The 13,072-nt window shown below is 68.3% G+C and carries 9 protein-coding genes and 1 pseudogene; 6 read left to right on the top strand and 4 right to left on the bottom strand.

Annotated elements, in window-relative coordinates:
• Nucleotides 1-20 precede the first annotated feature (20 nt).
• Nucleotides 21-1,925 (bottom strand): MopE-related protein, encoded by a 1,905-nt coding sequence (locus QHF85_RS15720; protein ID WP_281327993.1) that lies wholly within the window; start codon nt 1,923-1,925, stop codon nt 21-23.
• A 188-nt stretch (nt 1,926-2,113) separates the two neighbouring features.
• Between QHF85_RS15720 and QHF85_RS15715 the strand changes: the two genes are divergently transcribed.
• The 3 genes from QHF85_RS15715 (at nt 2,114) to QHF85_RS15705 (ending at nt 5,633) form a co-directional block, all read left to right on the top strand.
• A complete protein-coding gene (locus QHF85_RS15715; protein ID WP_281327992.1) occupies nt 2,114-3,598 on the top strand; it encodes a multicopper oxidase family protein in 1,485 nt (494 codons plus the stop codon).
• Between the two features lie 329 nt (nt 3,599-3,927).
• Nucleotides 3,928-4,524, top strand: a complete 597-nt coding sequence (locus QHF85_RS15710) for a hypothetical protein (protein WP_281327991.1) — start codon at nt 3,928-3,930, stop codon at nt 4,522-4,524.
• 215 nt (nt 4,525-4,739) lie between these two features.
• Nucleotides 4,740-5,633 (top strand): hypothetical protein, encoded by an 894-nt coding sequence (locus QHF85_RS15705; RefSeq protein WP_281327990.1) that lies wholly within the window; start codon nt 4,740-4,742, stop codon nt 5,631-5,633.
• 4 nt (nt 5,634-5,637) lie between these two features.
• Here QHF85_RS15705 and QHF85_RS15700 read toward each other — a convergent pair whose 3' ends face one another.
• Nucleotides 5,638-7,278 carry a hypothetical protein gene (locus QHF85_RS15700; protein ID WP_281327989.1) on the bottom strand — a complete coding sequence of 547 codons (1,641 nt, stop codon included), beginning with the start codon at nt 7,276-7,278 and terminating at the stop codon, nt 5,638-5,640.
• Nucleotides 7,279-7,342: 64 nt separating this feature from the next.
• Entirely contained in the window at nt 7,343-8,125 is a 783-nt protein-coding gene (locus QHF85_RS15695) for a peptidoglycan-binding protein (protein ID WP_281327988.1), read from the bottom strand.
• A gap of 187 nt (nt 8,126-8,312) precedes the next feature.
• On the opposite strand from QHF85_RS15695, the gene QHF85_RS15690 reads away from it, so the two are divergent.
• A complete protein-coding gene (locus tag QHF85_RS15690) occupies nt 8,313-8,858 on the top strand; it encodes a hypothetical protein (protein ID WP_281327987.1) in 546 nt (181 codons plus the stop codon).
• On the opposite strand, the gene QHF85_RS15685 is transcribed toward QHF85_RS15690, so the two are convergent.
• Complete coding sequence (locus tag QHF85_RS15685) at nt 8,824-9,348, bottom strand: Mut7-C RNAse domain-containing protein (RefSeq protein WP_281327986.1); 525 nt, start codon at nt 9,346-9,348, stop codon at nt 8,824-8,826. The two genes, QHF85_RS15690 and QHF85_RS15685, sit on opposite strands and share 35 nt — an antisense overlap.
• A gap of 228 nt (nt 9,349-9,576) precedes the next feature.
• Between QHF85_RS15685 and QHF85_RS15680 the strand changes: the two genes are divergently transcribed.
• Both QHF85_RS15680 and QHF85_RS15675 read left to right on the top strand, forming a co-directional pair.
• Complete coding sequence (locus QHF85_RS15680; protein WP_281327985.1) at nt 9,577-11,619, top strand: DUF4139 domain-containing protein; 2,043 nt, start codon at nt 9,577-9,579, stop codon at nt 11,617-11,619.
• A 392-nt stretch (nt 11,620-12,011) separates the two neighbouring features.
• Nucleotides 12,012-13,072 (top strand): annotated as a pseudogene (locus QHF85_RS15675) (hypothetical protein); the annotation flags it as partial.

The raw sequence follows: 13,072 nt of genomic DNA, 5'->3' as shown, positions 1-13,072 counted from the left end.
AACGCGACTCGCGTCGAGGCTCAACAGCCGCAGCCGACGAGCTCCAGGGAGAGGTTGTCGATCCAGATCGCGTTCCCGCCCGTGCCGTGGTCGAAGCGGATGTAAACGCCCTTCGAGCTGCCGAACGGGATCGTGAGCTGCGTCTGCGCCGTGCACGCCTGGAGCGGGGTATGGCCCGCGAGGGTCGTGAAGCTGCCTGATTTTTCGCAAGACTCGACGGTGTCGTTGCTCTGCTGGTAGGAGACGTTCAGGTTCGCGAGCGCGAACTGATAATAGGTGTAATTCAATCGCACGGACGTGCAGCTCGCGTCGCCCTTGTAGACCCAGATCGTGGGATCGATGGTGGAGTCGTTCGTCCGCAGGGTGCGGCCCGTCATGCAGGGAGGCGTGTTCGAGGCGATCGGGATGTAATCGTCGCACCAGTCGATCTTGTACACGCCCGCGGTGAGCGGGCTCGCGTTGCCGTCGTCGAAGTTCTCCTGGTAGACCGCGCAGGTCTGGTTGGCGCAGCCCTCGTTGGTTTGTCCGTCGCAATCGTCGTCGGCGGACGTCATGCACGTCTCGGGCTGCGGCTGGACCTCGCCGGTGCAGGCGCCGTAGCCGGTGCCCTGCGCATTGCAGGTCCGCGTGCCGGCCTTGCAGGCGCCGACGCCCGCCGTGCCCGCGGGCCCGGTGTAGCAGCTCTGCGTCGTGCCCGGGGAGCAGACGCAGCCCTCGTTGGTTTGTCCGTCGCAATCGTCGTCGCCGGCCGTGGCGCAGGTCTCGGTCGCCGGGAGAGTTTCTCCCATGCAGGGCCCGAGCGAGGTGCCGAGCGCGTCGCACATCGCGGTCCCGGCCTTGCAAAGGCCCACGCCGAGTGTGCCTGTCGGCCCGGTGTAACAGGAGACGGCGGCATTCGGCAGACAGACGCAACCGGCGCCTTCCTCGTTAATTTGTCCGTCGCAATCGTCATCGCCGGGCGTGGCGCAGGTCTCGGCCGCGGGGAGGGTTTCTCCCATGCAGGGCCCGAGCGAGGTGCCGAGCGCGTCGCACATGGCGGTCCCGGCCTTGCAGATGCCCACGCCGAGCGTGCCCATCGGGCCGGTATAACAGGGGAGGACGGCGTTCGGCGGGCAGACGCAACCGGCGCCCTCCTCGTTGGTTTGTCCGTCGCAATCGTCGTCGCCGGGCGTGGCGCAGGTCTCGGCCGCGGGCGTGATTTCACCGATGCAGGGGCCGTAGGCCGTGCCGAGATCGTTGCAGAGCTGGGTGCCCGCCATGCAGAGCCCGACGCCGTCGGTGCCCATGGGTCCGTTGTAACAGGGCACGGACGTGCCGGGGGCGCAGACACAGTCGGCGCCCTCCTCGTTGGTTTGTCCGTCGCAATCGTCGTCTTCGATCGTCGCACAGACCTCGGCGGCCGGGGTCACTTCGCCGGTGCAGGGGCCATAGGCCATTCCATCCGGATTGCAGGTCATCGTGCCGGCCTTGCAAACGCCGACGTTCTGGGTCCCGCGCGGGCCCGTGTAGCAGGGCTCGACCGAGCCGGGGATGCAAAACGGAGGGGCGCCGCCATTGCCGCCATTGCCCATGCCGCCATTGCCCATGCCACCGCTGCCCATGCCGCCGCTGCCACCCATGCCGCCGCTGCCACCCATGCCGCCGCTGCCCATGCCGCCATTGCCGCCCGCGCCGCCGGTGCCGCCATTGCCGCCCGTGCCGCCATTGCCGCCCGTGCCGCCAGTGCCGCCAGTGCCTCCGGCTCCGGTTCCGCCATTGCCACCGCTGCCGGCCTCGCCGCCCACGCCGCCGCCGCCGCCCATTCCTCCGCGGCCTCCGGACCCGACCGAGCTCGATCCCGATGCGGTTTCTCCGATCTCGCCGGAGTCACCACAGCCGAGGACCACCACACCAAAACAGAGCGGAAGGACGAGCGACGTGCGCATGGCCCCGACGGGACACGAGCACGCGCAGGACGTCAAGTGGGAGCCGAGGCTCGCGCGGTTCGTTCAAAAACGTGCAGTCGAGGCCGCGATGTTCGTGTGATGTGGCTAGCAACACCGGCGCCCCCTCGCGCAAAGATGAGAACGATTTTCATTTTCATCATGGTCAGGGGCTGGTAGCTTCAACTTCCATGAATCGTTACATCTTGGGCGTGTTTGCCCTGGTTGGGATCCTCGTGGGCTGCGGGAACGATGCGCCCGCGCCGGGTCCGTTCAGCGGGGAGGTCGTTCACCCCGCGTTGCCGCCTCTTCCCGAGGTATCGGGGCTCACGCCGCTGCCGGACCTGAACCCGGACCCGAACATCGTGGAGGTCGACCTCGTCGCGCGGCCTCACGCCGTGCAGCTCCTCCCCGGCGAACCGACACAGCTCTTCAATTACAATGATCAGTTTCCGGGGCCGTTGCTCCACGCGCGCGCCGGCGATCGGGTCATCGTCCATTTCAAGAACGAGCTCGCCGAGGAGACGGTCGTGCACTGGCACGGGCTCCGCATCTCGGATCAAATGGACGGCTCCCCCGTGATCCAGAATCCGGTGCAGGCGGGCGCGTCGTTCACGTACGATTTCGTCGTCCCCGACGCCGGCACGTTCTGGTTTCACACGCACCTGCACCAGATCAAGCAGCTCGAATACGGGCTCTACGGCGCCATCGTGGTCCACGAGCGCGATTTCCCCGCATTTTCGGCCGAGCGGATCTTCATGGGCGACGACATCCGGCTGCGGACCACGAACAACCAGGTCTCGGGCTTTCTCACGAGCGGGCCCGACATCGGCGCGGGGCGCGTGGGCAACCGGCTCCTCTCGAATGGCCGGATCGTCAACGGCGAGGACGGTGACGGGCCCGTGACGTTCACGATCCCGCGCGGGGCCATCGAGCGGTGGCGGTTCGTGCTCGCGACGAACGCGCTGTCGTACGGGCTGCGGATCCGCGGCGCCGACGCCCGCGTGATCTCCACGGACGGCGGGCTCTTGCCGGAACCCTTCACGCTGGAGCGCGTCGAGATCGCGCCGGGACAACGTTACGATTTCGAGGTGCGCCCGAAGCCGGACGCCACCGAGGTCGTGCTGGAGGCGCTCGTCCTCGTGGTCGACGAGAACGACAACGTCGTCGAGGCGCCGTTCGAGCTCGCGCGCGGCACCATCGAGGGCGAAATCGAGACGCCGGAGCCCAACTATCCGAAGGTCACGTTGCCCGCGACGAACGTGGAGGCGGCCTCGCACGAATGGAAGCTCTCGGGCGGGGTCGTGGACGGCCAGGTGCAATTCACCATCAACGGCGTGCCGTCCTACGTAGGCGAGGGGCACGAGCACGTGCTGCTCGACACGTTCGAACCGAACGTGCCCGTGAAGATCACGCTCTCGAGCAACGTGAGCCCGCGGCACCCCTTCCACATCCACGGCCAGTTCTTTCAGATCCTCGAGCGCGGCGGAAAACCGGTCGTCGAGCCCGGGCTGCGCGACACCGTCGAGGTGCGCGGCAACGAGACCGCCACGATTCTCACGTACTTCGAGAATCACGGGCGCTGGATGGTCCACTGCCACATCTCGGAGCACAGCGAGAACGGAATGATGGCCGATGTCCAGGTCGGCACGCCCGTCGAGGCGCATTCGCATTGAGGCCGAGGCAGCCCTCGTAGGGCCCCACGACGTCCCGGCTGCGCCCCTCCACGGCCGTCGATACGCAACCTCCCGGGTCTTCCCCTCCCGGTTCATGCCGTCGGCGAGATCCCGACGCCCCGCGCGTCTGCGCGGGGCCTACCCACGGAGCAATTTGCGCCCCTGACGATCGCGTCCGAGGCCAGGCAACCCTGGCCTGTCCGGAAGAGCGCGGGCCATGGCGTGCCGTTCGTCCGGGTTTGCCCACGGCAGAACGATTGCATTGGGGACGCCGAGCGTGGGTGGCTCTCGACGAGCGGGCGCCCTTTCCACGCAAACCGGAGGAAGCCATGTTGAAGCGTATTTTCGCCATCGGTCTGACTGCCGTCGCGTTCGGTTCTCTCGCATTCGTGGACGTGTCCACCTCGGAGGCCGCCACGGGGCAGGAAGACCAGCGATCCATCGAGTCCGAAGCCACCTGCGCCAGGCAATTCAGTTTCGCGGACCTCCAGGACAAGTGCGGAAACCCGCAAGCCATGGGCTGGCAGAGGGGACCGAAGTGGTTCAGCATTTCGTGTGAGCGCACGGAGCGCACGTGGAAGCAGAAGGATCTCTTCGTGCCGATCGAGCTCGAGGTGACGAGCTCGACGCATGCCACGCTGAGCTGCGAGAAGGCCTGCGTCAGCGACATGGGCGATAAAGATCACTCGAAGACCATCGTGGTCAACGCGCCTTGTCGGGAGTTCACCGAATTGGAGACCACGTTCAGCCGTGATGTGACCGTCTCCGACTGCAATGAGCTCTTGTCGTTCAGCAGCGTCGCCGATCTGTGCGATGCCAAGCTGAAGGGGGCCCCGGGAGCGTGGGCCTTCGTGGGATCGAGGGAGATACGCAACTTCGACACCTGCGGCGAGGGTGCGCAGGGTACGCAGACGCCGCAGCGGTAGAAGGATCCGTCTCACGCCGGGGAGGCAGGCCGCTTTGCGGTCGGCCTCTCCGGCTCTTTCCGTCTGTAGCCCTTGGAGTCCAGAACGCGACAAATCGCTCGTTTGCACGGAGGTGTTCCACCATGGCGTCTCGTATCCATCATGCTGCCCTCTTGCTGATGTTGTTCGGTACGCTCGTTGGGTGCGGCGATGACGCGCCGGATGAAGACGGCGATATGGCGATTTCCGTGGAGGAAGTCACGGAGAGACGTGGGAGCACCCGGAAAAACCTCGTGATATCGGAAGGGGAGTTCTCCGCAGAAGCGACGATCAAGCCCTGGTCCTCGTGGTGGTTCCCGACGGTGGACGATTTCCTCTTCGCGGAGAAGAACGGAGAGCTGTCGCCCCTCCAGAAATACGATCTCTACAACAGCACGCTCCTGCACAAGACGACGAGGGCGGCGGCCTACGAGCGCGAGAAGATTTACGATGCGCGGGCCGATTCATGGTCGGGTCTCTGCTTCGCGTGGGCGCTCGCCTCGATCATGGAGCCCGAGCCGACGAAGCCGATGGTCTACGGCTCGCTGCGCTTCAAGGTCGGTGACCTCAAGGCGCTCCTTCTCAAGACGTACGAGGCCGTGACCGACGCGCCCACCATCGGCGATCGCAATGACGGCGAGTGGGACGATGCGTACGCGGACATCTTGCCGCACAGGTTCCATCGGGTTCTCGTCGCCGAGCTTTTCCAGAAGAAGCGTCCATTCATCATCGACAGGGACGCCGGGCACGAGGTCTGGAACCTGCCGGTGTACAAGGCCATCACGAAGATCACGCGAGACGCGAGGGCGCGCGACACCGTGCACGTCCGGACCGTCCTGTTCGTCGCGACCCCCGACGTGAAGACGTACGATTACGTGGGCTCGGACGTGACGACCCGCGAATATACCTACGACCTCAGCGGCGTGTGGGAGGGGCGGCGCTTCGTCGTGCGCGGAGGCGCGTGGACCGGGAATTCGCGCGCGGATCACCCGGATTTCGTGGTGTTGCGTCCAGATCCCGTGAAACGAGCGAGCTTCAACCCCGAAATCGACGTCGCGACCGTGGACGGGATCCTGGGAAAGGACCGCTGAGCCCTCACTCCGAGTACATCTTGCCGAACTCGCTCGTGATCGTCGGCCCCGCCTGAAACCCCGACGAGTTCTCCTCGCCGTACTCGTTGTCGTCGTCGCCGTAATCGTACGGCGGCACGGCGTCCCATTGCGGAAGCGGGATGATGTAGCCGATCGCGTCGTTCGCGTTGTTCACCATCACCTTGATCGCGTCCTTCGGCAAGACGGCCTGGATCGGCGTCTCGGGGACGGCGTCCGGGTAATCGGCGCCCTCGGGTTTTTCGATGTACGAGCTGCCGTCCGGCTTCTGGAGCCAGAGCTCCGTGTAAAGCTCGCCGGGCACGGTCGCGATCGCCACCGGGCCGATGTGAATGCCGTTCACCTCGGTCGCGATGACGACGTCGCCGTTCAGCAAGAGGCCGACGCCGAGGCTCGGCTGCTCCTCCGCCGTCACGCGTCGTCCGTCGGACCAGTAGACGTCGCGCGGCATGAGCCCGGAGAGGACCGCGATCCCGAGCGAGGTGTTCGTCGCGGGCAAGAGGAACGCCCGGCGGTGCACCTCGAGGGAGGGCGCCTCGTCCTTCGTCGCATTCGCCCCTTCGAGCGCCGCGATCGCCGCCTCCGCAGCGCCCTTGCCGACGTACTCCGCGCGCTCCCACGTCCCCTGCTTGCACGTCTCCATCCCGCTGAAATCCGGGCAACCGACGATCCCGATCGTCGTCGTGAGGCCGCCGAGCGGGCCATTGAAGAAGACCGCCGGGGCGCCCGGCCATTTCGCCTCCATCGTCTCGCGGAGGAAATGCGGGTAATCGGAGGTGAGCTCGGTGTTGTCCGAGCCGAGCGACTCGGGGTGGTTGCCCCAGAAGACCACGTTCGTGAGGACCGCGTCGCTCTCGTCCCGGAACTGGAGCGTGGTGATGTTCTGATCGATCACGAAGGGCCTGCGCGTGTCGTTCACGAGCTCCGGCGACTGGGCTTGCGCGACCACGAGGTTGGCCTTTTTCTGGCCCGCCTTCGCCTCCTTCAGCGCGAGGACGGCTTGCTTGACGATGTAGTCCATGTAGGCCGGATCGATGCCCGTGCTGCTCGGGCTCTTGCCCCACATGCCCATCGTGTCGCGCCCCTCGTGCACGTGCGTCGAGGCGACGAGGATGTGATCGAAATCGAGCCCCTCGGCCGCGGCGGCCCTGCGGATGTCGAGCACGTATTGCTGGAAATACCCCACGAGGTCGAGCGCGACCATGCCCACGGAGACGTCGCCCTTCTCGAGGACGACCGCGCGCGCCCAGACGTCGTCGTGCACGCTCGTCGCGGCGCGGCCATTGCCGAAACCCGCGAGCCAGACGCCGTCCCACGCCCCGTTCCCATTCTTGTCCTCGAATGCCTCGCCCTCGTCCCACAGGCCATTCTGGTTCGTATCGGTCCAGGGCTCGATCGTGGGCGTGATCTTCTGCGTCGAGGCGCCGACCAGGAGGTCGCCTTCGGCCTTTTCGCACCCGACCGCCCCCGGGCACGAGAGGTTCGTCGCTTTGCCTTGATCGTCGGTGATCGGCGTGGGCGCAGGGGGCGTGGCGGCCGGAGGCGATTCTTCTCCGCCGCATCCGGCGAGCGTGGGGGCGAGGAGCGAGGCGAGGAGGAGGGCGAAGGGCGGGCGACGCGGGCGCATGGAAACTTGGTACAGCGAATCCGCGGCGCTTGGCAAGCGGCGCGGCCCGGCCCGCGGAGCCGCGTCAATCGTGCGGCAAATTGCCCGACCAGCGATGCAGGTGCTGGGTGGGATCCATGAGGTCCGCGCGGCGCTGGAACGACGCGCCGCTCTCGGTCTTCGCCCCGCCCGAGCGTTGCGTGAGGGGCCCGGAGAGGTTGCCCTTGTACATCTCGAGGTGGAGCATGTCGCTCGGGACCTTGATGCCCACGAGGTGCCCGACCTTGGCGATCCGCTGCCCGGCCTTGACCTTCTCACCGGTCTTCACCGTGGTGAACTTCTGGATCTCGCCGTACCGGATGACGAACGAGCCGTGGTGCACCTCGAGCGCGTACGTCTCGCAGTAGAACGGATACGGCCCTTGGATCACCTCGCCGTCGGCGATGGCGTGGATCCACGTCCCGAGCGAGGCGTAGAGGTCGCAGCCCGCGTGCGCGCGCGTGCCGCCGCTGCGGCGTGAGCCGAACGAGCGCGGCGAGCTCGTCCAGTTCACCGACGGGAGCTTGCTGAGCGGGAAGCACTCGCTGCCCGTGATGATCGGCGTGTCGCGCACGGAGGTGCCGACGGGCGTGGCCTTCTTCTGCAGGAGCGCTTCCCACGTCCTCGGCCCCACGACGCCGTCGTCGGGGACGAGCCCCTGGCGCCGCTGAAAGCTGCGCACGGCGAGCTCCGTGCCGGGGCCGAACTTCCCGTCGGGCTGCACATCGAACCCCCAGCCCATGAGCGCGCGCTGGAGGATCTTCACCTCGTCCCGCAGGTGCGGGGATTTGTCAGGATAACCTGCCGAGAGCCGAAGCGTGGGGTGCATGAGCGCATTCTAAACGAAACACCCGCCCACCCCGCAAGACGTCGAGACGCCGTTCGACCGGCCCAGGTTGTGCCACGCGCGGCGCCAGGGCCAGACGCGGCGCGGCGCCGGTGTGTCGAGAATCAATTTTTCCGCTGGCATGGAGCGTGCTGGATGGCGGGGCATGCAACGGATTCACGTTCTTGCAATGGCTCTTTCATTCACCACGACCGCCGCGTTCCTCGGAGGCTGCACACCCGAGGAGGATTGCGCCTGCATCGGCACGGAACGGCCGCCCCCGAGCGGCACGGGCGGGCAGGGTGGCGCGGGCGGGGAAGGCGGCGCCGGAGGGCAGGGCGGCGCAGGGGGACAAGGCGGCGCGGGCGGCGGCGGGGCTGCGCTCTGCGAGGATCGGACGGGCGGCGCGCTCGTGACGTTCGACGTCGCCGGGCAGTCGTTCACGGTCTGGATCACGAACCAGGCCTTCATCGACGAGGCGATTCTGCTGAAGGAACAAGGCACGGCGCGCATCCCGAACTTCGAGGTGGTCGTCGACGGGCAGGACTGCGATCCGAAGTGGACCTTCCACGTCGACCCCGAGAAGGTGTCCTTCGCGGACTTCACGATCGAGCTCTGCGACGGCACGCCCGAGTACGTCGAGGCGCACACGGCCGAGTGGATCCAAGAGGTGAAGCAATACTGTCCGTGGAGCGCGAAGGTCACGAACGTCGAGGTTCGTCCGGGCACGCCGTGATCGCGTCGCTCGGGCGCCCACGCGCGGCGTCCTCCGCCTCGGCGAGCACGCGCGAGATGCGCTCCCAGTGCGAGCCCCTCCAGAGCAGCTTGCCGCAGCCCTCGCAGCGGTAAAACGTATCGATCCTCGAGAGCGTCTTCGCCGGCGCCTCGGCGCGCGCCTCGTCCTTCGTGAGCTCGAGGAGCGCGCCGCCGCAGGTCATGCAGCGTGGCGGCAAGAGCGGGAGCGAGAACGCGCCGAGGACGAACCGGAGCTCCCCCGACAAACCCAGCGCGCGCGGCACGTAGAGCGAGCGGACGCGGCCCTCCCGGACGGGCGTGCGCTCGAAGATGCCACCGTCGGAGCTCAAAAGGATGCGCCCGCTCTCGCCGGCCCGCGCGACGAGGACAGCGTCGTCGATGCCTTGCTCGAACGCGGCGTCGTAGCCCGCGGCGCGCAGCCACCGCGCGAGCCCTCCCAGCATCGCGTCACAAAAGAACCGCGGCTCCACGAGGCTCAGATTGTATGCCGCGGGAGGCCGAGCGAAAGGGGGCACGATGTTCGGGCGCCCCCCGGGAGAGAGCGAAAAGCGGGGAGGCGGGCTCGGGCGCATTGACGAGCTTCGCCCCGTGCTCGACGAACATGGCAGCGCGCTCGGGCGGCATGCCAAAGGGCGCAGGCCTCCGGGGGAGCGCGGGCGAGCCGGGCGGAGCCCGAGGGGCGCGGAAGGGGAGGGCACATGAGAAAATCGAGGATCGGGGCCGCGTGGGCTCTCGGGCTGATGACCACGTCGTTCGTCGCAAGCACCGCGTCGGCCGAGGAACTCGCGCTCCGGCGCGTGATGCTGTCGACGGGCGGCGTCGGGTACTTCGAGCACGAAGCGCAGGTGTCGGGCGACGCCGAGCTCACGTTCGACGTGCGGCTCGATCAGGTGAGCGACGTGCTGAAGAGCCTGCTCGCGATGGATCCGCAAGGTCGGCTCGGGCAAGCGAGCCTGCCAGGGCGCGCGCCGCTGTCCGAGATCTTCCGGGATCTACCGTTCTCCCAGGAGGACCTGTCCTCCACGGCGTCGCTGCTCCGCGCGCTGCGAGGACAAATGCTGCGCGTGTCGGCGCACGGCTCGACGATGGAGGGGCGGCTCGTCTCGGTGACCGAGGAAAAAGTCTCGCTCGGCGAGGGGCAAGGCACGATCGTGCGCAACCGCGTGTCGTTGATGACGGCGACGGGCATGCGGCAGTTCGTGCTCGAAGAGGCGGACCAGATCGACATCGTGGACGCGCGGCTGCGCAGCCAGGTGGAGCAAGCGCTGGCCGCGATCGCAGAGCACGCCGCCGCAGATCGGCGCACGATCACGATCGACGTGCACGGGCAGGGAGAGCGGGCGGTGCGCGTGGGGTACGTGGTCGCCGCGCCGCTGTGGAAGTCGACGTATCGGCTCGTGCTGCCCGAGGGCGAGGGCAAGGCGAAGCTCGAAGGCTGGGCCTTGCTCGAGAACATGAGCGGGCAGGACTGGAACCACGTCGATCTGTCGGTGGCGTCGGGCAACCCCGTGACGCTGCGACAAGCGGTGTACGAAGCATATTTCGTGAATCGACCGGAGGTGCCGGTGGAGGTGCTCGGGCGAAGGCTCCCGCCGGTCGACGTGGGGGCCGTGCCGAAGGCCGAGGAGGCCGACGGAGCGGGCAGAGCAGGGCGCTTCATGCACGGCTTCATGCCCGCGCCCTCGGCCGCCGACGCGTTGATGCTCGAGTCGGAGTCGGCCGAAGGGGCGCCGGCGCCCGCGCCGTCGCCGATCGCCGAGCCCACCGAGGGCGCGACGCAGGTCGTCTTCCACTTCCCGGAACCCGTGGATCTGCCGCGAGGGCAATCGCTGCTCGTGCCGATCGTGAGCGAGTCGATCCCGATCGAGCGGGTGTCCTGGTATCGCTACGACGTCGACCCGAAGAATCCGCTCGCCTCGGTGCGGCTCAAGAACGACACGGAGACAGGGCTGCCGCCCGGGATCCTGTCGATCTACGAGAACGCGAAGGCAAACGAGCCGACCGCATTCGTCGGAGACGCGCGGCTCGGCGCGCTGCCCGCCGGGGAAGATCGGCTCGTGAGCTACGCCGTCGATCTCGACGTGCGCGTGGACCGCGAGGAAAAGTTCGCGCAGGTCGTGACCGGCGCAAAGATCGCGCGAGGCGTGCTGGAGGTGCGTCGCGTGGAGCGGCGCACGACGGACTACACGATCAAGGGCGCAGCAGACGAGGATCGTGTCCTCGTCGTGGAGCACCCGCGCATCCAGGGTTTTACGCTGGCAGCGCCAACAGAGGGCGTGATCGGCACGACGGACACGCACGTGCGAATCCGGCGTGAGGTTCCAGCCGGACAAACCGTGGTCGTGGAGGCCGTGCTGGAGCGGCCGATCGAGCAGAGCATCGTGATCGGGTCGATCACGGCGCAGGAGCTCGGGGTGCTGCTCTCTTCAACGGAGATGTCGCCGGCGGTGCGGGCAGCGCTGACGCACGTGGCGGAGCTCCAGAGGACACTCGCATCGCGGGAGCAAGCACTCGCGCTCCTGCGAACCGAGCGGCAAACGCTGGTGTCGGACCAGGACCGGCTGCGGAGGAACCTGGCATCGGCGCCCCAAGGGAGCGAGCTGCACACGCGGTACCTGACGGCACTCGCGTCGACCGAGGATCGGATCGGCGAGCTCGATCGGACGATCGACGCAGCAGAGGCGTCGGTGCGGGTCGCGCGTGACGAGCTCGCGGACTACATCGCGAACCTGTCGATCTGACGGAATCATCGGGAAGCGCCGCGCCGGGGCGCTGCCCCGGGCCCCGCGGGGGCTGTTCGCCCCTCGACCCGAACCAGGGCCAGCCCTGGACCTTTGGGGGAAGAACTGCGCGGTGCGCAGTTCTTCCCACAGGCCGGTGGCAAGACCATGGGGGGCGTTGTCGATCGAACCGTCAGCGCGGCTGTTTTGATGGGCAGGATCGTTCGTGGTCTTGACGCGGCCCGTTCGATGAACTGCGCATCGCGCAGTTCATCGACCTTCGGTCCAGCGCGGGCGCTGGTCCAGGTCCAGGAGCGGACAGCTCCTGGTGGGGCCTGGGGCAAAGCCCCAGCGAGGCGCCCCCAACCCCGCCGGCCTTGAAAGCTGCGCGCATTCTGGCGAACATGCGGTCCATGTTCGATGCGCAGAGGATCCTGGGCGCGCTGGTCTCGGATGGAATCGAAGACGGGAACTTCCGCGATTCCCGTCGTCGTCGGCGTGATCGCGACGAGGAGTACGAGCGCCGCGAGGACGACAGCGGGATCGGCGCGGGCACGTTGCTCGCGGGGGCGGCCGGCGTCGCTGCGGCGGGCGGGCTCGCGTACATGGCGTATCAGCACTTCAAGCAGCCGGCGGCGCCGGGGATGCCGGGGGCGCCGGGGATGCCGGCCATGCCGGGGGCGCCGGGGATGCACGGGATGCCGGGAGCGCCGGGGATGCCGGCCATGCCGGGGGCGCCTGCGCAGCAGCAAGGGTTTTTCAATCAATTGATGGGGTCGACGTCCGGGCCGATTCCGCCGGGGGCGCAGCAGGGGGGCGGCGCGACGAATTTCGGGGTGCCGGTTTACCACAACGATCCGTCGACGTGGGGGACGAGCGCGTCCGCGGCGCCGCAGGGACACGCGCCCTGGGGGAGCCCGCAGGGCGGCCCGGCGCAGCCGGCGCAGCCATGGGGAGCGCCGCCCAACGCGGGGCCGCCGCAAGCGGGCTGGGGTGGGCCTCCGCCGGCGCAACCGGCGCAGCCGCCCGCGCAATGGAACACGCAACCGAACGCGGCGCCGACGGCGCAATGGGGGGCTCCGCCGAACGCGGCGCCGCCTGCGCCCGCGCAGTGGAACGCGCAGCCGAGCACGACGCCGACGGCGCAATGGGGGGCTCCGCCCAACGCGGCGCCGCCCGCGCCCGCGCAGTGGAACGCGCAGCCGAGCACGACGCCGACGACGCAATGGGGGGCTCCGCCGAATGCGGCGCCGCCGTCGCCGACTGCACCGCCTGCGCAATGGGGAGCTCCACCGAATGCGGCTCCACCTGCGCCACCCGCGCAATGGGGAGCTCCACCGAATGCTGCGCCACCCGCGCCGCCCGCGCCGCCCGCGCCGCCCACGCAATGGGTGGCTCCGCCAAACCCGGTCGCCGCCGCACCCGTCGCGGCACCCGCGCCCGCCGCCCCGCCTGCACCCGCGCCTGCATTCGT

Origin of the sequence: Polyangium sp. 6x1, from assembly GCF_029946515.1 — a bacterium.
Classification (GTDB): domain Bacteria; phylum Myxococcota_A; class Polyangia; order Polyangiales; family Polyangiaceae; genus Polyangium.
This window is presented reverse-complemented; position numbering and strand designations above follow the sequence as displayed.

Bases quoted from the DNA above. Each gene is read 5' to 3' on its own strand.
- QHF85_RS15690 (WP_281327987.1), top strand. From the start codon at position 8,313: ATGGCTCTTTCATTCACCACGACCGCCGCGTTCCTCGGAGGCTGCACA.
- QHF85_RS15700 (WP_281327989.1), bottom strand. From the start codon at position 7,278: ATGCGCCCGCGTCGCCCGCCCTTCGCCCTCCTCCTCGCCTCGCTCCTC.
- QHF85_RS15720 (WP_281327993.1), bottom strand. From the start codon at position 1,925: ATGCGCACGTCGCTCGTCCTTCCGCTCTGTTTTGGTGTGGTGGTCCTC.
- QHF85_RS15695 (WP_281327988.1), bottom strand. From the start codon at position 8,125: ATGCACCCCACGCTTCGGCTCTCGGCAGGTTATCCTGACAAATCCCCG.
- QHF85_RS15715 (WP_281327992.1), top strand. From the start codon at position 2,114: ATGAATCGTTACATCTTGGGCGTGTTTGCCCTGGTTGGGATCCTCGTG.
- QHF85_RS15705 (WP_281327990.1), top strand. From the start codon at position 4,740: ATGGCGATTTCCGTGGAGGAAGTCACGGAGAGACGTGGGAGCACCCGG.
- QHF85_RS15710 (WP_281327991.1), top strand. From the start codon at position 3,928: ATGTTGAAGCGTATTTTCGCCATCGGTCTGACTGCCGTCGCGTTCGGT.
- QHF85_RS15680 (WP_281327985.1), top strand. From the start codon at position 9,577: ATGAGAAAATCGAGGATCGGGGCCGCGTGGGCTCTCGGGCTGATGACC.